General features: G+C 74.8%; 18 protein-coding genes, 1 pseudogene and 1 riboswitch. Of the genes and pseudogenes, 9 read left to right on the forward strand and 10 right to left on the reverse strand.

Annotation, left to right across the window (positions count from 1 at the left end):
* Positions 1 to 17: 17 nt before the first annotated feature.
* Positions 18 to 482, reverse strand: a complete 465-nt coding sequence (locus tag IFT90_RS11280; RefSeq protein WP_255416175.1) for a nucleoside deaminase — start codon at positions 480 to 482, stop codon at positions 18 to 20.
* Between the two features lie 56 nt (positions 483 to 538).
* On the opposite strand from IFT90_RS11280, the gene upp reads away from it, so the two are divergent.
* From upp to IFT90_RS11320, 8 genes are all read left to right on the forward strand, one after another.
* Positions 539 to 1,171: a uracil phosphoribosyltransferase gene (gene upp / locus IFT90_RS11285; RefSeq protein ID WP_192042199.1), complete on the forward strand. Its 633-nt coding sequence runs from the start codon at positions 539 to 541 to the stop codon at positions 1,169 to 1,171.
* Between the two features lie 492 nt (positions 1,172 to 1,663).
* A complete protein-coding gene (locus tag IFT90_RS11290) occupies positions 1,664 to 2,434 on the forward strand; it encodes a winged helix-turn-helix domain-containing protein (protein WP_192042200.1) in 771 nt (256 codons plus the stop codon).
* Positions 2,435 to 2,762: 328 nt separating this feature from the next.
* Positions 2,763 to 3,263, forward strand: a complete 501-nt coding sequence (locus IFT90_RS11295; RefSeq protein WP_192042201.1) for a MarR family winged helix-turn-helix transcriptional regulator — start codon at positions 2,763 to 2,765, stop codon at positions 3,261 to 3,263.
* Positions 3,260 to 4,654 (forward strand): FAD-binding domain-containing protein, encoded by a 1,395-nt coding sequence (locus IFT90_RS11300; RefSeq protein WP_192042202.1) that lies wholly within the window; start codon positions 3,260 to 3,262, stop codon positions 4,652 to 4,654. Before IFT90_RS11295 ends, IFT90_RS11300 begins: the two co-directional genes overlap by 4 nt.
* A gap of 60 nt (positions 4,655 to 4,714) precedes the next feature.
* Positions 4,715 to 6,184, forward strand: coding sequence for a serine hydrolase (locus IFT90_RS11305; protein ID WP_192042203.1), 1,470 nt, complete (start codon positions 4,715 to 4,717; stop codon positions 6,182 to 6,184).
* Between the two features lie 56 nt (positions 6,185 to 6,240).
* On the forward strand, positions 6,241 to 6,732 hold the full coding sequence (locus tag IFT90_RS11310) for a GNAT family N-acetyltransferase (protein WP_192042204.1): 492 nt from the start codon (positions 6,241 to 6,243) through the stop codon (positions 6,730 to 6,732).
* A gap of 96 nt (positions 6,733 to 6,828) precedes the next feature.
* Positions 6,829 to 7,386, forward strand: coding sequence for a TetR family transcriptional regulator (locus IFT90_RS11315; protein ID WP_123546741.1), 558 nt, complete (start codon positions 6,829 to 6,831; stop codon positions 7,384 to 7,386).
* Between the two features lie 91 nt (positions 7,387 to 7,477).
* On the forward strand, positions 7,478 to 8,281 hold the full coding sequence (locus tag IFT90_RS11320; protein WP_192042205.1) for a dienelactone hydrolase family protein: 804 nt from the start codon (positions 7,478 to 7,480) through the stop codon (positions 8,279 to 8,281).
* Between the two features lie 372 nt (positions 8,282 to 8,653).
* Here IFT90_RS11320 and ribH read toward each other — a convergent pair whose 3' ends face one another.
* The 6 genes and pseudogenes from ribH to IFT90_RS11350 all read right to left on the reverse strand — a co-directional run bounded on the left by ribH (position 8,654) and on the right by IFT90_RS11350 (position 13,842).
* Positions 8,654 to 9,148, reverse strand: a complete 495-nt coding sequence (ribH, locus tag IFT90_RS11325) for a 6,7-dimethyl-8-ribityllumazine synthase (RefSeq protein ID WP_192042206.1) — start codon at positions 9,146 to 9,148, stop codon at positions 8,654 to 8,656.
* 165 nt (positions 9,149 to 9,313) lie between these two features.
* A pseudogene (gene ribB, locus IFT90_RS11330) lies at positions 9,314 to 9,970 on the reverse strand (3,4-dihydroxy-2-butanone-4-phosphate synthase); the annotation flags it as partial.
* 86 nt (positions 9,971 to 10,056) lie between these two features.
* Positions 10,057 to 10,677 carry a riboflavin synthase gene (locus IFT90_RS11335; RefSeq protein WP_192042207.1) on the reverse strand — a complete coding sequence of 207 codons (621 nt, stop codon included), beginning with the start codon at positions 10,675 to 10,677 and terminating at the stop codon, positions 10,057 to 10,059.
* Positions 10,678 to 10,871: 194 nt separating this feature from the next.
* Positions 10,872 to 11,008: riboswitch (FMN riboswitch) on the reverse strand.
* A 50-nt stretch (positions 11,009 to 11,058) separates the two neighbouring features.
* Complete coding sequence (locus IFT90_RS11340) at positions 11,059 to 11,754, reverse strand: pentapeptide repeat-containing protein (RefSeq protein WP_192042208.1); 696 nt, start codon at positions 11,752 to 11,754, stop codon at positions 11,059 to 11,061.
* A gap of 79 nt (positions 11,755 to 11,833) precedes the next feature.
* Entirely contained in the window at positions 11,834 to 13,258 is a 1,425-nt protein-coding gene (locus tag IFT90_RS11345; protein WP_192042209.1) for an L-serine ammonia-lyase, read from the reverse strand.
* Entirely contained in the window at positions 13,255 to 13,842 is a 588-nt protein-coding gene (locus tag IFT90_RS11350) for a MarR family winged helix-turn-helix transcriptional regulator (RefSeq protein WP_192042210.1), read from the reverse strand. The genes IFT90_RS11345 and IFT90_RS11350 overlap by 4 nt, the downstream gene beginning before the upstream one ends.
* Positions 13,843 to 13,960: 118 nt before the next feature.
* Between IFT90_RS11350 and IFT90_RS11355 the strand changes: the two genes are divergently transcribed.
* Positions 13,961 to 16,102, forward strand: a complete 2,142-nt coding sequence (locus IFT90_RS11355; RefSeq protein ID WP_371812285.1) for an MMPL family transporter — start codon at positions 13,961 to 13,963, stop codon at positions 16,100 to 16,102.
* Between the two features lie 142 nt (positions 16,103 to 16,244).
* Here IFT90_RS11355 and IFT90_RS17570 read toward each other — a convergent pair whose 3' ends face one another.
* From IFT90_RS17570 to IFT90_RS11370, 3 genes are read right to left on the reverse strand one after another with little or no spacing between them, the layout of a single operon-like run.
* Entirely contained in the window at positions 16,245 to 16,895 is a 651-nt protein-coding gene (locus IFT90_RS17570; protein ID WP_192042212.1) for a thermonuclease family protein, read from the reverse strand.
* Positions 16,892 to 18,316, reverse strand: a complete 1,425-nt coding sequence (locus IFT90_RS11365) for an MFS transporter (protein ID WP_192042213.1) — start codon at positions 18,314 to 18,316, stop codon at positions 16,892 to 16,894. Before IFT90_RS11365 ends, IFT90_RS17570 begins: the two co-directional genes overlap by 4 nt.
* Before the next feature lie 35 nt (positions 18,317 to 18,351).
* Positions 18,352 to 19,506, reverse strand: coding sequence for a winged helix DNA-binding domain-containing protein (locus IFT90_RS11370; protein WP_192042214.1), 1,155 nt, complete (start codon positions 19,504 to 19,506; stop codon positions 18,352 to 18,354).
* Positions 19,507 to 19,523: the final 17 nt, after the last annotated feature.

Genomic DNA, 19,523 nt, shown 5'->3' on the forward strand with positions numbered 1-19,523 from the left:
AGGGTCGGCACCGCGGACTATCGGCGCTCGGCGAAGAACGCGTCGAGCTGGGCCCGGCACTCGGCCTCGCGCACGCCGGCGAACACCTCGGCGCGGTGCGGCAGCCTGCGGTCGCGGAGGATGTCGTAGACGCTGCCCGCGCCTCCTGCCTTCTCGTCCCACGCGCCGTAGACGACCCGCGGCACACGCGCCGCGAGGATCGCGCCGGCGCACATCGGGCACGGCTCGAGCGTGACGACGAGCGTCGTGCCGGTGAGGTGCCAGTCGCCCGTGTGCCGGGCCGCGGCGCGCAGGGCGAGGACCTCGGCGTGCGCCGTCGGGTCCTGCAGCAGCTCCCGCTCGTTGCGGCCGGTGCCGATCACCTCGCCGGAGGCGTCCAGCACGACCGCGCCCACGGGCACGTCGTCGGACGCCCGGCAGCCCTCGGCCTGGGCGAGCGCGTCGCCCATCCACGCCTCGAGCTGCGACGGGACGAGGGGCACGGCGACGCTCCAGGGACGGGACTCGCGGGCCGGTCGACTCCGCTACCGTGGAGCCTATGCGAGTGCACGTAGCGGACCACCCCCTCATCACCCACAAGCTGACCGTGCTCCGCGACAAGAACACGCCGTCGCCGACCTTCCGGGCCCTGACCGAGGAGCTCGTCACGCTGCTCGCCTACGAGGCGACCCGTGACGTGCGGACGTCCCCCGTCGACATCGAGACGCCGGTCGGCCCTGCCACCGGCCTCGAGATCAGCCAGCCGCGCCCGCTGGTCGTGCCGATCCTGCGCGCCGGCCTCGGCATGCTCGAGGGCATGACGAAGCTCGTCCCGACCGCCGAGGTCGGGTTCCTCGGCATGGTCCGCGACGAGGAGACGCTGCAGCCGACGACGTACGCCGAGCGCCTGCCCGACGACCTCTCGAACCGCCAGTGCTTCGTGCTCGACCCGATGCTCGCGACGGGCGGCTCGCTCATCGCCGCGATCGACTACCTGCTCGACCGGGGGGCCGTCGACGTCACGGCCGTCTGCATCCTCGCCGCCCCCGAGGGCCTCGCCGCCGTCGAGGCCGCGATGGAGGGACGCGACGTGCACGTCGTCCTCGGCGCCGTCGACGAGAAGCTCGACGAGAACGGGTACATCGTGCCCGGGCTGGGCGACGCGGGCGACCGCCTCTACGGCCTCGCCTGAGCGACCCTGCTCGGCCCTGCTCGACCCGAGCGGCCGATCCGGCCACGCCCTCGCGGCGTGCGCACGGATCGGGCGCTCCGTCGTGTCGCCTTGACACGCGTCCGGCCCCTGGCCGAGAATCGCTCCATGACTTCCCCCGTGCACGCTCCGACCTCCCTCGAGGCCTTCGGGAGCGCCGGCATCATGATGCCGATGCACGCGGTCATGTGTCGAATGTGTGCCTGACCCGGCCACACACCTCGCCGAGTCGCAGCTGCTGACACCGCCAGCTGAGCTCACGTCCCCACCCGGACGTCGAGTCATCGACTCCCGGACGATCCGCGTCGTCACCCGACGCGCGTCCGGACGGTGCACCGCACCGACTGCTCGTGACGCACGGCACCATCGCCGGCGGGATCGAGCACCGACACACATCGAGCACGACGCTCCTGCCCCTGGCTGCCGCCGGGCACGGAGTCGTCCTGCCGCCCTCCCGCAAGGACCCCGCCTGTCATGTCCCTCATCCTCGACCGCCCCGTCACCGCAGCCCGCACCGTCTCGCCGGCCCGCACCTCCTCGACCGCTGCTCCGCTGAGCCGGACCGCAGCTGCTGCCGCCGCCGCTGCGACCGCACCCGCACCCGCTGAGCCGGCTGCGCCCCGGACCCGCTCGCTGCCCGAGGGCACCGAGGCCCGCGGCTTCGCCCTCTACGTCGGCATCGACGAGGTCACCGCCGCCCAGACCGGCACCGAGCTCGGCGACATCGTGGCGCAGATCAAGGCGCTCGTCGCCCAGATCGCCCCGGCCGCCGAGACGCACGCCGCGGTCGCCATCGCGCCCACCGGCGCCGGCGGTCGCGACGTCGACGTCGTCCGTCTCGCCCTGCAGGACCCGTCGGCCGTCGCCGCCCGTCGCCAGGCCGCCGAGGTGGCCGAGGAGCCCGGGGCCCGCGGCGGCGTGGTCGTCGACATCTCGCGCAAGCGCGTGCTGCTCGACGGCGAGGCCGCCAACCTCACGTACAAGGAGTTCGAGCTGCTGCAGTACCTCGTGCTCCGCGAGGGCCGCACGATCGAGCGCTCCGAGCTGATCGGGGGGCTCTGGGCCGACGGCGACGACGAGGTGCCGAACGAGCGCACCATCGACGTCCACGTGCGTCGCCTCCGCGCGAAGCTCGGCGCGTTCGAGGACGTCGTCCGCACCGTGCGCGGCGCCGGCTACCGGTTCGACCGGCACGCCGACGTGTCGATCCGCCACGCGTCGACCCCCTCGCCCGACCTCTTCTAGGGAGCTCCGACCGGTCGTCCGTTCGGGGTACGCGCCGGGGGACGATCGTGTCGTGGGCGCTCGCGGAGAGTTCCCAGGAAAATAACGTTTCGATAACTAGACGACCGTTACCTGGCCGTTATATCGTGAGCGGGTCGAGGTCGTTTGCTGTGGCGGCCGAGGCAGGATGTGATTGCAGGACAACTCTGGTGCAAGGGAATGAGGGCCGGTCGCTCAGCGACCGGCCCTCTGTCGTTCCCGGATGCTCGACGGGCTCCCTGCCCCTCGTCGGCCCCCTGTCGGCCGTCTTCCCTAGACTCTCGAGAGGACCGAGAGCACGAGGAGCAGCATGAGCGACACAGCGGTGGCCGTCGGGGCCTGGGAGTCGCTCTTCCGGGCACAGGTCACGGTGATGCGCGAGCTGAACGCGCGCTTCCCCACCGACGAGATCTCGTTCAACGAGTACGACGTGCTCTTCAACCTGTCGAACCAGCCCGGCCGCAGCGCACGCATCCGCGACCTCACGCGTCACCTGCTCCTCACGCAGCCGAGCATCAGCCGGCTCGTCGACCGTCTCGCCTCGCGCGGGATCGTCGCGAAGCACAGCGACCCGGGCGACGGCCGCGGCATCATCGTGTCGATGACCGACGACGGGTCGGCGCTCTACCGTCGCACCGCGGTCAGCCACGCCGCCGCGATCGCCGAGCGGGTCGGCGGCAGCCTCGACCACGACGAGCTCGTCGCCCTCACCGACCTCTGCACCCGGCTGCGAGCCGGGTCGTCCGACGACGAACCGGACCCCGACGACGAGGGCGCCGTGCCGGCGCCCGGGACGGACGGCACCGCGTGAGCACCGCCTCCTCGACCACCAGCCCGACGATCGTCTGGCTGCGCGACGACCTCCGGATCGCGGACAACCCCGCGCTCGACGCCGCGGTCACGCGCGGCGGCCCCGTGGTCGTGCTCTACCTGCTCGACGAGCAGTCGCCGGGCATCAGGGCGCTCGGCGGCGCCGCTCGCTGGTGGCTGCACCACAGCCTCGCGTCGCTCGACCACGACCTCCGCGAGCTCGGCGCCTCGCTGACGCTGCGCCGGGGCGCGGCGGCCACGGAGGTGCCCGCGCTCGTCGCCGAGACCGGCGCCGGTGCCGTGTCCTGGAACCGCCGCTACGGCCTCGCCGCCCGCGAGGTCGACGCGGCCCTCAAGTCGGCGCTGCACGACGACGGCGTCGACGCCCACAGCTTCCAGGGCTCGCTGATGTTCGAGCCGTGGACGGTGCAGACCGGCTCGGGCGAGCCGTTCAAGGTCTTCACCCCGTTCTGGCGCGCGTGCCTCAGCCGGCCCGAGCCGCGGGAGCCGCTCCCCGCGCCCGAGCGGCTCACGGCGCCCGACGCTCTCCCCGCCAGCGACGACCTCGACTCCTGGCAGCTGCTGCCCACGCAGCCCGACTGGGCCGCCGGCCTCCGTGAGACGTGGACGCCGGGCGAGTCCGCCGCCCTCGACGTCCTCGAGGAGTTCGCGACCGGGCACCTCGCCGACTACGACCAACGGGACTTCCCCTCGCAGGAGGCGACGAGCCGGCTGTCGCCCCGCCTCCGCTGGGGCGAGGTCAGCCCGTTCCAGGTCTGGCACCGCATGCAGGCCGACCTGCCCGCCGCCTCCCGCGAGCAGGCGCAGGGGTTCCTCCGCGAGCTGGTCTGGCGCGAGTTCAACCACACCGTGCTGTTCGCGAACCCGCACCTCGCGACGAAGAACTACCGGCCCGAGTTCGACGCGTTCCCGTGGGAGGACCTCCCCGAGGCCGACCTCGACCGGTGGCGGCGGGGCACGACCGGCGTCCCGCTCGTCGACGCGGGCATGCGCCAGCTCTGGACGACGGGCTGGATGCACAACCGCGTGCGCATGGTGACCGCGAGCTTCCTCGTCAAGAACCTGCTCGTCGACTGGCGCGTGGGCGAGCAGTGGTTCTGGGACACCCTCGTCGACGCCGACGAGGCGAACAACCCCGCCAACTGGCAGTGGACGGCCGGCTCGGGCGCCGACGCGGCACCGTACTTCCGGGTGTTCAACCCCGAGCTGCAGGCCAGCAAGTTCGACGGGCACCGCGGCTACGTTCGCGAGTGGGTGCCCGAGGTCGACGACGACGACTACCCCGAGCCGATGGTCGACCTGAAGCAGTCCCGACGCGAGGCGCTCGACGCCTACGAGAAGATGCGGCGCACCCCGCCTGCCGACTCGTGACGAGCCCCGGCTCGTGACGCGCCTCCTCCTGACGCGACCCGCCTCCCGACGAGAGACACGATGACCAGCTCGCCCCGCACCTCCGGCGTGGACGCCGTGTTCGACGCCCGCCAGTCCGACGAGAAGGCGCCGAGCTCGGTCTTCGCGACCTTCGACCACGACGGCGTCACGCACCACGGCAGCCGCGGCACGCTCGACGGCTCCCCGGGCAGTGCCGTGCCCGGGCCCCACACGGCGTACCGCATCGCCTCGTGCACGAAGAGCTTCACCGCCGTGGTGCTGCTGGCGCTGCGTGACGAGGGGCGGCTCGTGCTCGACGCGCCGGTCACGGACTTCGTGCCCGCCTTCGCGGACGTCGTGCTGCCGACCGTCGACTCCCCCGTGCCGACTGTGCGCATGCTGATGACCATGTCGGGCGGCCTGCCCACCGACGACCCGTGGGGCGACCGGCAGGAGTCGATCACCGACGACGAGCTCGACGACCTGCTGCGCGGCGGCCTCCGCTTCGACAGCGTGCCGGGCACGGCCTTCGCCTACTCCAACCTCGGCTGGGCCCTGCTCGGCCGCGTCGTGTCCTCGGTCACGGGTCGCCCGTACCGCGAGGTCGTCGAGCAGACGGTCCTCGAGCCGCTCGGCCTCGGGTCGACGGGCTTCTCGAGCGACGTCGACGCCTCGGGCGGCCTCGCCGTGGGCCACCGCCGCGGCGACGACGGCTGGGAGCCCCTCCCCTTCTCCGGCCCCGGCGCCTTCTCGCCGATCGGCGGCCTCTTCAGCACCACCACCGACCTCGCCCGCTGGGCGCGCTGGCTCTCCTCGGCCTTCGACGACGAGGGCCGCGGCGACGTCGACGGCGTGCTGAGCCGCGCCTCCCGGCGCGAGATGCAGCAGCTGCAGCGCTTCGTGCCCGGCCTCGGGGCGCATCCCGCCGGCTACGGCTTCGGCCTCGTCGTCGAGCACTACCCCGACCTCGGCACGGTCGTCTCGCACAGCGGCGGCTACCCCGGGTTCTCGGCCCACATGCGCTGGCAGACCGCCACCGGGCTCGGCGTCGTCGGGTTCGAGAACGCGACGTACGCCCAGGTGTCCGTGCCCGTGGGGCTCGCGCTCGACGGCATGATGGCCGACACCGAGGAGGCGCGGGTCGTCGTCGAGCCCTGGCCCGAGACGCTCGCGGCGGCGGCCGCCGTCGAGGCCGTCGTGCACGGCGGCGAGGTGCCTGCGGGCCTGCTCAGCGAGAACGTCGAGCTCGACGTGCCGCTCGAGCGGCGACGACGGCTGTGGGCCGAGGCGGTCGACTCGCTGGGCGGTCTCGTCGACGCGGAGGAGGCCTCGACCGGCGCTTCCTCGACCGGCGCCTCCTCGATCGTGCGCGACGAGCCCGACGTGCCCGTCGCCTCCTCGTCCGTGCCCTCGCACCGGGTCTGGCACCTGCCCGCCCGACGCGGCTCGCTGCGCCTCGAGATCCGGCTGACGCCGGAGGGCCGGCCCCGAGTGCAGACGATCGGCGTGCGGGCGGTCCCGGCGCGCTGACGGCGCCCGCCGGTCGCGGGACCTGGCTGCGGGCCCCGGGGCCCTAGCCTGGTGAGGTGACCGTCCAGTTCCGCATCTCCTCCGTCGCCCTGATCGACCCCCTGCGCCTCTACGACCTGCTGCGGCTGCGCGTCGACGTCTTCGTCGTCGAGCAGGAGTGCGCCTACCCCGAGCTCGACGGTCGCGACGTCGAGCCCGACGCGGTGATGCTCTGGGCCGAGGAGGACGAGCAGGTGCTCGCCACCGTGCGGCTGCTCGCGGACCACTCCGACGACGGCGCCGACGCCGACGCCCTGCGGATCGGGCGGGTCGCGACGGCGACCGCTGCCCGCGGACGCGGTCTCGCCGCCGACCTGATGCGCCTCGCGCTCGACCGCGCCGACGGGCGTCTCGTGCGGCTCGACGCCCAGGCGCACCTCGAGGGCTGGTACGCGCGCTTCGGGTTCGTCGTCGACGGCCCCGGGTTCCTCGAGGACGGCATCCCTCACGTGCCGATGTCGCGGGCGGCGACGCCGTCCGGCGACGCTGCGGGCACGACGGACGCGTAGGTCGGCTGCTGCGGCTGCGGCCGCTGCTGCTGCCGGTCCTGGCCGATCGAGGACCGGACCGTCGCGTCCGGTCGCGGGCGGCCCTACACTCGGGCCATGGAACGCCGTGCGACCCCGCCCCGTGAGCGCATCCTCGCCGCCGCGAGGGGCGAGTTCGCCGCCACCGGCCTCGCCGGTGCCCGCATCGACGCCATCGCGCGCGAGGCCGAGGCGAGCAAGGAGCGGCTCTACGCCCACTTCTCGACGAAGCGCGACCTCTTCGACGCCGTCCTCGGCGAGAGCATCGACCGCTGGGTGCAGGCCATCCCGTTCGACGCCCACGACCTGCCCGGCTGGGCACGTCGCCTCTACGACCACCTCGCCCTGCACCCCGACGACGCCCGCATGCTGCTCTGGGGCCAGATCGAGGGCGCCTCGTTGCCGAGCCCGGGCGTGGTCGACCACGCCCAGCTCGAGGCGCGTCGCGCCGCGGTGCAGGAGGCGCAGGAGACCGGCCACATCGCGCCCGGCTGGAACGCCGACGAGCTGTTGACCATGGTGTTCGGGGTCGTCCTCGGCTGGTTCGTCACGCCGTCGGCGACGAACCTGCACGGCGGCCCGCACGAGCGGCGCTGCGACGTCGTGGAGGAGGCCGTGAGGCGCCTGGTCGGCTGACCCGCGCCTCCTCGGGTCGTCGCCTCCTCACGTCCTCGCTTCCGTGCCTCCGCATGTCCTCGCCTCACGGGCCGGGAGTAGCGTCGCGCTCGTGACCACGACAGAGCTGCTGCCCGACCTCTCCCCCGAACTCCGCACCGTGCTCGACACGGTGCCCGACACCGGCACCGTCCGGGGCGGCGACGTCGTCTGGGACGACGACGGCACGCCCCTCGAGGGCTGGCTCGCGACCCCGGACGCCGCCGCCTCGGCCGACCCCGACGAGCTGCGTCCCGCGGTGCTCGTGCTGCACGACTGGTTCGGCGTCGTCGACCACGTCAAGGTGCGAGCCGTGATGCTCGCCCGCCTCGGCTACGTCGCCCTCGCCGGGGACGTCTACGGCCAGGGCGTCCGCCCGGGGCCCGAGGAGGCGGGCGCCCAGGCCGGTGCCTGGTACGGCGACGTCCCCGCGTTCCGCGCACGCCTCGCGGCCAACCTCGAGCGGCTGCGGTCCGAGCCCGGCGTCGACCCCGCGCGGATCGCCGTGATGGGGTACTGCTTCGGCGGCTCGGGCGCCCTCGAGCTCGCCCGCTCGGGCGCTGACGTGGCAGCGGTCGCGTCGTTCCACGGCGGCCTCGGCACGCAGCTGCCCGCCGAGGAGGGCGCCGTGACGGCGCCGCTGCTCGTCATGACGGGCACGGCAGACCCGGTCGTCCCCGACGACGCCGTCGTCGCCTTCGAGGACGAGCTCCGCGCCGTCGGCGCCACGGACTGGCAGGTCGTCAGCTACAGCGACGCGATGCACGCCTTCGCGGTGCCCGGCACCGACTCCCCCGAGCACGGCGCCCAGTACCAGGCCGTCGCCGACCGCCGCTCGTGGGCCCAGATGCGCGCCTTCTTCGACGAGGTGCTCTAGGCGCGACCGGCCGAGCCGGGCCGGCCGGACCGGCCGGGCTTGCCGGGCCGGCCGGGCTTACCGGGCCGGGCTTGCCGGACCGGGCTTGCCGGACCGGGCTTGCCGGACCGGGCTTGCCGGACCGGGCTTGCCGGACTTGCCCGGCCCGGCCGGGCTTGCCCGGCCCGGCCGGGCTTGCCCGGCCCGGCCGGGCCGGGCCTGCCGAGCCGGCACGGCCCGGCTCGCCGGGCCGAGCGCCGCCTCGGTCCCGGCAAAGCCCGTCCACGTGCTCCCCGGAGGGGAGAAGGGACAGCGACGGCGTGGGCCCACGCCGCCCCTGTCCCTCGACGCCCCCCTCGCGGCACTCGCCGACCGTGGTGCCAGGCAGGCCCCCTAAGCCACGTGGCCCGAGCCGCCCGCGGCGATCGCCCGGAGCTGGACGGCCGTCGCGACGGCGGCGTGGGCGGCCTCGGCGCCCTTGTCCTCCTTCGAGCCGGGCAGGCCGGCGCGGTCGAGGCCCTGCTGTTCGTCGTCGAGGGTGAGCACGCCGAACCCGACGGGCTTGCCCGTGTCGAGCGAGACGCGCAGCAGGCCCGACGTGGCCGCGTCCGAGACGTACTCGAAGTGCGGCGTGCCGCCCCGGATGATCACTCCGAGCGCCACGACCGCGTCGGCACCGGCCTCGAGCGCGGCCTTCGCGACCACGGGCAGCTCGAAGCTGCCGGGCACGCGCAGCACCTCTGCTGTGGCGCCGAGGCGCTCGACGGTGGCCAGCGCCCCAGCGAGCAGGCCGTCGGTGATGGTCTCGTGCCAGGTCCCGGCGACGATCGCGACGCGTACGCCGGTCCCGTCGACGTCGATCTCGGTGGGGGCGCCCTCGACGCTCATGTGTGTCTCCTCGGGTGTGGTGGTGCGGGTGGGGTGGGTGGCCGGTGGATCGGCGGTGGCCGGTCCGCGTCGCCGTCGCCGCCGGCCGTGGTCGGGCCGTCAGGCCGTCAGGCCGTCAGGCCGTCAGGCCGTCAGGCCGTCAGGCCTTCGGGCTCAGCCCTGGCGGTCGTGCTCGTCCAGCCAGACCACGAGCTGGGCGATCGACACGACAGGCACGCCGTCGCGGGCACCGAGGGCGACGAGTCCCGGCCAGCGCATCATCTCGCCGTCGTCGGCGACGATCTCGCTGATGGCGGCGACGGGACGGAGCCCGGCCGCACGCATCAGGTCGACCGCCGCCTCCGTATGCCCGTTGCGCTCGCGCACGCCGCCGGGGCGGGCGCGCAGGGGCAGCACGTGCCCCGGGCGACGCAGGTCGTCGCGGACGGACGCAGGGTCGGCGAGGACCCGCAGCGTCGTCGCCCGGTCGGAGGCGCTGATGCCCGTCGTCACGCCCGCCGACGCGTCGACGCTGACCGTGTAGGCGGTGCCGCGCGCGTCCTCGTTGTGGGCCACCATCGGCGGCAGGTCGAGGGCGTCCGCGATCTCCGCCGCCATCGGCGCGCAGACGAAGCCCGACGACACTCGGACCGTCCAGGCCAGCCACTCGGGCGTCGCGAGCTCGGCCGAGAGCACGACGTCGCCCTCGTCCTCGCGCGACGCGTCGTCGGCCACGATGACGGGACGCCCCTGGCGCAGGTGGTCGAGCGCGGCCTCGATCGAGGAGGCGCCCGTCGCCTCGGCCGTGTCGGCCGCGGCACCCGGGTCGGTGACGGGAGGCACGCCGACCACGTCGTCGGCTCGAGCTGCGTCGCCCGCGCCTGCTGCGCCTGCCACGCCTGCCGCGCCGGCCACGCCTGCCGTGCCGGTCACGACGTCGCCCCCGCCCCGAGGGCGAGCATGCGGCGCACGTGCCGCGCGACCACGTCGGTCTCGACGTTGACCCGGCTGCCGGCGACCGCGCCGCCGAGGGTCGTCGCGGCGAGCGTCTCGGGGATGAGGCTGACCTCGAACCAGCCGGGCTGCTCGTGCGGCTCGCTGATCGCGCTCACCGTGAGGCTGACCCCGTCGAGGGTGACCGAGCCCTTGTCGACCAGCAGCGGCGACAGCTCGTCGTCGAGCGTCAGCCGGACACGGCGCCAGGCCTCGCCCGGCTCGATCTCGACGACGGACACCGTGCCGTCGACGTGGCCCTGGACGATGTGCCCGCCGAGGCGGTCGCCCACGCGTGCGGCGCGCTCCAGGTTGACCGGCGACCCGGCGCCCAGCCCGGCGAGGGTGCTGACGGTGAGCGTCTGCTTCATCACGTCTGCGGTGAACGCGCCCTCGCTGCGGTCGACGACGGTGAGGCACACGCCGCTGACCGAGATCGAATCGCCGTGCCCGGCGTCGTCGACGACGAGCGGTCCCCGGACGGTGAGCCGGACGCTGTCGCCGACGTCGTCGATCCGGACGACCTCGCCGACCTCCTCCACGAGCCCGGTGAACATCAGCGGCCCGCCGTCACGGTCAGGGCAGCAGCCGCGCGAGCCGTCGCGCAGGCGACCGCCGGTGGGGTGACGCCAGGGGCAGGCGAGGAGGTGCGGTGCAGCGAGGTCATGTCGGTCTCCGTCCGGAAGGGGCGGCTCCGGGGGACGACGCAGGGTCGCTCAGCGGGGCGCGCTCTCACGAGACGACGCCCGGCCCGCGCTTCCTCTCATCCGGACTGTGACCGTCGGCACCGGAGTTCCACCGGTTCAACCGGACGACCCCCCGAAGGACGTCGTGCCGGGTCGCGGGCTGTGACCGCCGGTTCAGATTTGCACTGACCCCGGAGCGCGTTGCTCACGGCGACCCTAGCACCGCCGCCGCGGAGGCCACCGGGCATCCGCTCAGTCGACGACGACGCCGAGGTGCGCGGCGAACACGCCCGCCATCGACGCGAGCTGGAGGTGGTCGATCGTCGCGCCGCGGAGGCCGTCGAGCCCGTCGACCCGGTCGAGGTCGGTGGTGCGCAGGTCGGTGTGGGCGAGCGAGGCGCCGGTGAGGTCGAGCGTGCCGACGCGGCAGTCGACGAACGCGACGCGCAGCGCCTCGGCCCCCCGCAGGTCGAGCTCGCCGACCACGCAGCCCTCGAGCACGACGTCGGTGAGCCGGGCGCCTCGGAGGTTGAGGTAGTCGATCTTGCCGCCGACGATCCGCACCGACTGCCACGAGGCGTCGAACAACTCGGCCGAGCCCCAGCGCGGCCGCTCGACGCGGACGTCGCGCCAGGTCGCCCGGGCCGACGAGAGCTCGGGGGCGAACGAGTCGGAGACCACCGACTCGACGATGCGGGTGCCGCGCAGCCGGGCGCCGTCGAGCCGGGGGGACTCGAACACGCACTCGGAGAAGGACGAGCCCTCGAGGTCGCGGTCGGCCAGGTCGGCGTCCACGAACCGCTCGAGCTCGCGGTGGTCGCGCGGCCCCAGCAGGTCGGCGCCCATGTCGACGAGGCCCTGTGGGTCGAGCGGGTCGAGCCGCGGGGCGTCGGTGCCGCCGCCCACGCTGGCGACGGAACGGGACGAGGGGCGGCGCGGCGGGGTCATGCGACCACGGTAGCGGCCGGGTCCGACAGAGCCCGCGCCTCCTCGGCCATCGGGCTCGCCGCGCAGGGACGCGCCTCCGTCAGCACTCGACGACGTTGACCGCGAGGCCCGCCCGGCTCGTCTCCTTGTAGCTGTCGGCCATGTCGCGCCCGGTCTGGCGCATCGTCTCGATCACGGTGTCGAGGCTGACGACGTGGCTGCCGTCGCCCAGCAGGGCCATGCGCGCGGCGGCCACGGCGGTGCCGGCGGCGATGGCGTTCCGCTCGATGCAGGGCACCTGGACGAAGCCGCCGACCGGGTCGCAGGTGAGGCCGAGGTGGTGCTCCATGGCGATCTCGGCGGCGTTCTCGACCTGGCGCGGCGTGCCGCCCAGCAGGCCGGTGAGCGCCCCCGCGGCCATCGACGAGGCCGAGCCGACCTCGCCCTGGCAGCCGGCCTCGGCGCCCGAGATCGAGGCGTTGCGCTTGTAGAGGGAGCCGATCGCGGCGGCGGTCAGCAGGTAGTCGCGAGCCAGGGAGGCGCGGGTCGCCCCGTGGAACCGCATCGCGTAGTAGCCCACGGCCGGCACGATGCCCGCGGCGCCGTTCGTCGGCGCGGTGACGACGCGTCCGCCGCCCGCGTTCTCCTCGTTGACGGCCATCGCGTAGGCCTGCAGCCACTGGGCGGGCAGGTCGGAGGTGAGCAGCGACGAGGCCTGGCCCTGCTCGATCGCGGTGCCGGAGAGGGCGTACCGCTCGGCCCGCTCCTCCTGCAGGCGCAGCCGCTCGGCGACCTGGCGGGCGCGGCGGGGCACCTTCATCCAGCCGGGCAGGACGCCGGAGGCGGCGAGGCCGGTGTCGATGCACGCCTCCATCGCGGCCCAGCGAGCGTCGAGGCCGGTCTGCGCCGCCTCCTCGCCGTGCAGGGCGACCTCGTTGCGCCAGGCCAGCTCGGCGATGCCGATGCCCTCGGCGTCGCAGAGCCGGAGCAGGTCGTCGGCGTCGCGGAAGGCGAGCGGCGCCTCGCGGGCGGGCACCGCGTGCTCGTCGTCGCCGTCGCGCACGACGAAGCCGCCGCCGATCGAGAAGAACGTGTCGCGCGCGATGCTCTGCCCGGCGGCGTCGAGCGCCTCGAGGCCCATCGCGTTCGGGTGACGCGGGATGCGCGTCAGCGGGGCCATCCGGAGGTCGCCGCGGGCGAAGGCGATCTGGTGCGTGCCCAGCAGGCGGATGCCGCCGCCCGCCTCCACCGCCTCCTGCATGCGCGAGATCGTGGCCGGGTCGCCGGTCTCGGGCGCGAGGCCCGCGAGACCGGCGAGCACGGCCGACGGGGTGCCGTGCCCGAGCCCGGTGGCGGCGAGCGAGCCGTAGAGCACGACCTCGACCCGGGCGACGTCGCCCAGGCGGCCGGCGTCGCGCACCGTCTCGAGGAACAGGCGGGCGGCGCGCATCGGGCCCACGGTGTGCGAGCTCGACGGGCCGATGCCGATCGAGAAGAGGTCGAGGCCGGAGACGTAGTCGGTCATCGTGCTGCTCCTGGTGCTGTCGGGGAGTCGGGTGTCGGCGCAGAGGCGCCCGCGGCGGAGGCGGCCGGGCGGTCGCCGGTGCTGCGGGCGTGCTCGGCCATCGCGACGGACATGTCGGCGAGGAACCGCTGGACGGTGCGCAGCTCGGCGGCGTCGAACTGGTCCATCACCGTCGCGCTGAGCCGGCCGAGCGGTCCGAAGAACTGACCGGCGACCGCGCGGGCGGCCTCCGAGTAGTGCACGAGCACGCGGCGCCGGTCGGCGTCGTCGCGGCTGCGGTGCACGTGGCCGGCGCGCTCGAGACGGTCGATGACCCCGGTCGCGGCGCCCGAGGTGACCCCGAGCAGGTCGCCGAGCCGGCCCGACGTCACGGGGTCGCCGCGCTGCTCGGCCTGCATCACGTGCAGCAGCGCCTCGAGGTCGATGTGGCCGAGGCCCTGCTGCCCGGCGAACGCCTGGGCGACGCGCTGCGACTCGGTCGTCAGGCGCTGCATCGAGGCGACCACGTCGCGGCGGAGGGGGTCGTCGTGCGCGCCGCCGGCCGCGGCGCCGTCGCCTCGCGGGCCGGTCGTGGTGTCTGTCATCGCGCCTCCTCGTCTGATTCTCTCCGACGCACGGTGTCCCTGCATGCCATACTCTTACTTGCTAAGACTCTTTGTCGGCGAATTGCTTCATCCTGCTCGACCACCCTCGGAGGACCCCGTGCGCGTACTAGCCCGACTCGTCAGCGGACACCGCACCGCCTGGGCGGTGCTCGGCGGCACCCTCGTCGTCGTCGCCCTGCTGCTCGCCCTGCTGCCCTCGGGCGACGACGAGGCGTTCCCGCCGTCGGGCCTGCCCGACTCGAGCGAGGCCGCGCAGGTGACCGCGCTGCTCGACGAGTTCCCCTCCGCCGACGCCACCGTGGGGATCCTGGTCTGGAGCAGAGGAGGCGCGGAGCTGTCGAGCGCCGACCTCGCGGCCGTCGACACGGCCGCGTCCGCCCTCGCGGAGCAGTCGACCACGCCGCAGGCCGTCCGCCCGCAGGTGAGCGACGACGGCTCCGCCGCCCTCGTGGCCGTGCCGCTCTCGGCCGCCGACGTCGAGGCCGACGTCAGCGGCACGGCGACGAGCCTCCGCGACGCCGCCTCCGCCGGGCTGCCCGACGGGCTCCGTGCGTACCTGACCGGGCCTGTGGGGTTCCAGGACGACGTCTCGAACGCGTTCGCGGGGGCCGACTTCCGCCTCCTGCTCGTCACCGTGCTCGTGGTGGCCGTGCTGCTGATCGTGACCTACCGCAGTCCCGTCCTCTGGATCGTGCCCCTGGTCGTCGTCGGCGTCGCCGACTTCCTCGCCGGCCGGGTGGTCGCCGCCCTCGCCGAGCCCCTCGGCGTCACCGTCGACGCGTCGATCTCGGGCATCCTCTCGGTGCTCGTCTTCGGCGCGGGCACGAACTACGCCCTGCTGCTGGTGGCCCGCTACCGGGAGGAGCTGCTCGTCCGGCCCGACCGGCACGAGGCGATGCGGACGGCAGTGCGGAGCGCCGGCCCGGCGATCGCCGCGAGCGGCGGCACCGTCGCGCTCAGCCTCGCGACCCTGCTGCTCGCCGAGCTCTCGGGCAACCGCGCACTCGGGGCCGCCTGCGCGATCGGCGTCGTCGTGGCGATCGCGTTCGCCCTCGTGGTGCTGCCGGCGGCGCTCGTGGTCTGCGGACGCGGGCTGTTCTGGCCGTTCGTGCCGCGCGCCTCCTCGGCCTCGGTCGACGGGCCGGCGGCGGCCTCGACGGACGGGACGGGCGCCGGCCACGCCCGCCCCCGCCAGGGCTTCTGGGAGCGCCTCGGCCGCGGCGTCCAGCGCCGGCCCGGCCGCGTCGCCGTCGCCGCGGTCGCCGGCCTCGGCGTGCTCTGCCTCGGCCTCGGCGGCTACGCCGTCGGCCTCTCGCAGACCGACCAGCTGCTCGGCGACCCCGACTCCGTGACGGCCCAGCGGATCGTCGACGACTCGTTCTCGGCGGGGCTCACGAGCCAGACGATCGTGCTCGCCCCGACCGCGGCGACCGACGACGTCGTGCGGGTCGTCGAGGGCGTCGACGGCGTCGCCAGCGCCACGGCCGGCGAGCAGGCCGACGGGCTGACCCGCGTCGACGTCCGGCTCGACGCCGAGCCCGAGAGCGACGAGGCGTCCGCGACGGTGCAGGACCTGCGCGACGCCCTGCACGACGACGGAGGCGCGGTGGCCGACGCCCTCGTCGGCGGCACGGACGCGACCGCCTACGACGAGCGCACCGCCGCCTCCCACGACCTCGGGCTGATCGCCCCGGTCATCCTCGCGATCGTCTTCGCGATCCTCGCCGTGCTGCTGCGCTCGCTCGTCGCGCCGGTGCTGCTCATCGCGTCGGTGCTCGCGACCTTCGCCGCCAGCCTCGGGGCGGCGACGTGGCTGTTCACGCACCTCCTCGGGTTCCCGGCCCTCGACACGAGCGTCACGCTCTACGCGTTCCTCTTCCTCGTGGCGCTCGGGGTCGACTACAACATCTTCCTCACGACGCGGGCGAAGGAGGAGCGGCTGCGGCACGGCACGCGCGAGGGCATGGTGCGCGCCCTGTCGTCGACAGGAGGGGTCATCACGAGCGCCGGCGTGCTGCTCGCCGCCGTGTTCGCGGTGCTCGGGGTGCTGCCGGTCGTCGCGCTGACGCAGGTCGGCGTCATCGTCTGCATCGGCGTGCTGCTCGACACGCTCGTCGTCCGGACCGTGCTCGTGCCGGCGCTGGTGTTCCTCACGGGCGAGGCGTTCTGGTGGCCGAGCCGGCGAGGTCCGTCGAGAGTACCTGGATCGACCCCCGAGCCCCTCGAGACGTCGATCTGAGGCCTCTCGCCTCTCCCGGACGGGACGAACCGGCGGGAAGCGCTCCCCCGGCGGCCCGCGAGAGCACGTCGTGACGGCTCGGCGACCAGGGCGCCGGGCCGTCAGGGCGCCGGGGCGCGGGGGTGGAGTCCGAAAGGTCAGCTCAGCGGCAGGCGCCCCAGAGGCCGGCGCCCGAGTCGCGGGCGGCGGCCTCGGCCGCGACGAACGCGTCGCGGTAGCGGTACGGCTGGTCGTAGGTGTCCTCCTCGCCGAGGCCGGACGCGACCAGCTGCTGGTTCAGCAGGCCGCCTCCCTCGGTCCAGACGTAGCGGAGCAGCCGGTCGTAGCGGTCGGCGTCGCCCTGCGACGCGTCGTCCTCGAGCCAGACGGTCGACCCGACGGGCAGGGCGTCGGTCGTGAACGCGCTCGCTTCCGGGCCGAAGCAGTCGACGGGCGCATCGGGCTTGACGGTCTCGGGGGTGTCGACGCCGATCAGGCGGAGACGCTCGCGAGCACCGTCGGCGGCGACCACCACGACCGTGTCGCCGTCGACGACGCGCTCGACGGTCGCCGGGACGGCCGCGGCAGGGACGCTCGACGGGACGGAGGCGTCGGCCGAGGGGGGCCGGACGGTCCCGTCGGACGAGCCGCCGGACGAGCCTCCGGTCGCCCCGCCGTCGAGCAGCTGGGGGAACGCGATGACGACGACGGCCCCGACCACCACCACGGCGAGCCCGAGGAGGGCACGGCGACCGGCACCCCGGGTCCGGGCGCGAGAGCGGCTGCGGCGACGCGCCGCCGTCGAGCGGCTCACTCGGCGAGCCTCGTGCCGCGGAGCTCGGGCAGGGCCAGCGCCGCCACGGCCGCGACGACGAACACACCGCCGAACACGGCGAACAGCACCGGCGTCCCGCCGAGGACGAGGAGGGGCGGCACCGTCAGCGGGGCCGCGATCGACGCGATGCGGCCCACGCCCGCGGCCCAGCCCGCCCCCGTGCCGCGCAGCCGGGTCGGGTAGAGCTCGGGGGTGACGGCGTACAGCGCGCCCCACGCGCCGAGGTTGAAGAACGACAGGAACATGCCCGACACGACGATCTGCGTCGCGCTGCCGCTGACCGCGCCGAAGCCGAACGCGGTCGCGGCGACGGCCGACCCGAGCAGGAACACGGCGAGCGTGCCACGACGTCCCCACCGCTCGATCAGCCAGGCCGACGCGGCGTAGCCGGGCAGCTGCGCGAGCGTGATCAGCAGCGTGTACTCGAACGACTTCACGAGCGGGAAGCCCGCCTCGACCAGCAGGGTCGGCAGCCAGACGAAGGCCCCGTAGTACGAGAAGTTGGTCATGAACCAGACGACCCAGATCGCGACGGTGCGACGCCGGAGGCCGTCACGGAGCAGCGCAGCCGCCGAGGAGGCGCGGGGCGCGTCGGCAGGGCGTGCGTCGGCCTGGCTCGGGTCGACCGGGCGCGGGTCGACCGGGCGCGGGTCGACCGCCGCTCGCGGTGCTGCGGCGGGCTGGGCCGTGCCCGCCGCCTCCTCGAACGCGCGCACCGTCCGCTCGGCCTCGTCGTGCCGGCCCCTCGATTCGAGGAACCGCACCGACTCGGGCATCCGCAGCCGCACGAACACGGCGTAGAGGGCCGGCAGCGCGCCGATCAGGAGCGCCCAGCGCCAGCCGTCGTCGCTCAGGGGGATCACCAGCCAGCCGACCAGCGCGGCGGCGATCGAGCCGAGGGCCCAGAACGCCTCGAGCAGCACGACGACACGGCCGCGGATGCGGCGGGGCGAGAACTCCGACACGAGGGTCGAGGCCACCGGCAGCTCGGCGCCGAGGCCGAGCCCGACCACGAAGCGGAGCACCAGCAGCGCCCCGACCGACCAGCTGAGGGCGCTGAGGCCCGTCGCGAGGCCGTAGACGAGCAGGGTCAGGACGAACACCGTCTTGCGGCCGAGCCGGTCGGAGAGCGACCCGCCGACGGCGGCGCCGATCGCCATGCCCGCGAAGCCGGCCGAGGCGACGAAGGCGAGGGCCCCCTTGTCGCTGCTCCACACGACCGCGAGCTGGGCGATCACGAACGACAGCAGCCCGACGTCCAGCGCGTCGAGGGCCCAGCCGAGGCCCGACCCGACGAGCAGGCGCCCGTGCTTGCGGGTGAACGGCAGCTCGTCGAGCCGCTCGGTGCGGGTGGGAGGCCCGGGCGTGCCGGGCGTGGGGGTCGCGACGTCGTCGGTCATCGAGGTTCCTGTGCTGAGGACGGCACGACGCAGGGTCAGGGCGACGTGGGCGACGACGCGGGGCCCTCGGCGAGCGCGAGGCCGAGGTGCTGCGCGTACTGCTCGGCCCGGCGTCGCACCTGGGCGCGTCGACGTTCGGTCCACGCTACCCAGGGATCCACCTCGATCGCGACCGTGCCGCGCGCGATCGTGCGTCGCCAGGTGCCGACCACCCGCCCGTCGACCGTGACGGCCGGCAGGAACAGCCCGTTCGAGGACGGCACGAGGCGGGAGGCGTCGGCCGGGTCGAGCGACGCCTCCCGGCCCCCGTAGCCGAGCAGCAGCTCGTCGAACGACGGCAGGAGGCATAGGTCGCCTCGTGCGGGACGCCCCGGCTCCGCCTCCCCCTCCGTCCGCTCGATCCAGGTCTCGCCGTCGACGACGGTGGCCTCGACGTCGGCGACGAGGGAGACCGCGTGCCGCGCCTCGGTGAGCGTGAGCCCGCCCCACCAGGCCAGGTCGCGCACCGTCGCAGGGCCGCGCCGGGCCAGCCACCGGCGGACGTACTCGGCGAGCGCCTCCTCCCGGTCGTCGATGCGGCGGGAGCCGGGGATCCACTGCTCGAACAGGGCGAAGCGCTGCTGCGTGCCCCGGGGCGCCGCGAACACGATCACGCACCGGGCGCTCAGCCAGCGCAGCAGGTGCGAGCCGCGCTCGCCGGCGGTGTCGACGCCGTGACGGGCGACGGCCCCGAGGAGGTCGGGCCTCGAGAGCTCGCCGTGCTCGGCGAGGGCCGCGACCACCGCCTCCTCGGCCCGGGAGAAGTGCAGCGGCTCGAGGCCGGCACGTCGCCAGAGGCCCGTGCTCGCGGCGAGCGAGCGCGGCGCGAGCAGCTGGGTGAGCCAGCGCAGGTCGTCGGCCGCGACGAGGAACAGCGTGCCGCGGGCGGGCCAGCCGCGCACGACGCTGCGGTCGGCGAGGGCGGCCTGCACGGCAGCGGCGTCGGCGCCGGGGGTGCGCAGCGCGAGTGCCCAGGTCGCCGCGGCGAGGTCCTGCGCCTGCGTGCCGAGCATCGCTCGCGTCGTCGCCGCGACCGTCGGCTCGCCCGCGACGGAGATGCGCTGGGCGGCGGTCCGGGCGACGGCGACCTCGCGCAGGTGCGCTGCGGAGACCGGTCCGGTCTGACGGCCGGTCGAAGAGGCGCGGACCATGCCCGCAGTGTACGAGC

This window comes from Frigoribacterium sp. CFBP 8766 (assembly GCF_014841435.1).
GTDB lineage: Bacteria > Actinomycetota > Actinomycetes > Actinomycetales > Microbacteriaceae > Frigoribacterium.

Excerpts from the sequence above, each read along its gene's own strand:
- IFT90_RS11295 (WP_192042201.1), top strand. The coding sequence starts at position 2,763 with ATGAGCGACACAGCGGTGGCCGTCGGGGCCTGGGAGTCGCTCTTCCGG.
- upp (WP_192042199.1), top strand. The coding sequence starts at position 539 with ATGCGAGTGCACGTAGCGGACCACCCCCTCATCACCCACAAGCTGACC.
- IFT90_RS11340 (WP_192042208.1), bottom strand. The coding sequence starts at position 11,754 with ATGACCCCGCCGCGCCGCCCCTCGTCCCGTTCCGTCGCCAGCGTGGGC.
- IFT90_RS11350 (WP_192042210.1), bottom strand. The coding sequence starts at position 13,842 with ATGACAGACACCACGACCGGCCCGCGAGGCGACGGCGCCGCGGCCGGC.
- IFT90_RS11365 (WP_192042213.1), bottom strand. The coding sequence starts at position 18,316 with ATGACCGACGACGTCGCGACCCCCACGCCCGGCACGCCCGGGCCTCCC.
- IFT90_RS11370 (WP_192042214.1), bottom strand. The coding sequence starts at position 19,506 with ATGGTCCGCGCCTCTTCGACCGGCCGTCAGACCGGACCGGTCTCCGCA.
- IFT90_RS11335 (WP_192042207.1), bottom strand. The coding sequence starts at position 10,677 with ATGTTCACCGGGCTCGTGGAGGAGGTCGGCGAGGTCGTCCGGATCGAC.
- IFT90_RS11305 (WP_192042203.1), top strand. The coding sequence starts at position 4,715 with ATGACCAGCTCGCCCCGCACCTCCGGCGTGGACGCCGTGTTCGACGCC.
- ribH (WP_192042206.1), bottom strand. The coding sequence starts at position 9,148 with ATGAGCGTCGAGGGCGCCCCCACCGAGATCGACGTCGACGGGACCGGC.
- IFT90_RS11345 (WP_192042209.1), bottom strand. The coding sequence starts at position 13,258 with ATGACCGACTACGTCTCCGGCCTCGACCTCTTCTCGATCGGCATCGGC.
- IFT90_RS11290 (WP_192042200.1), top strand. The coding sequence starts at position 1,664 with ATGTCCCTCATCCTCGACCGCCCCGTCACCGCAGCCCGCACCGTCTCG.
- IFT90_RS11315 (WP_123546741.1), top strand. The coding sequence starts at position 6,829 with ATGGAACGCCGTGCGACCCCGCCCCGTGAGCGCATCCTCGCCGCCGCG.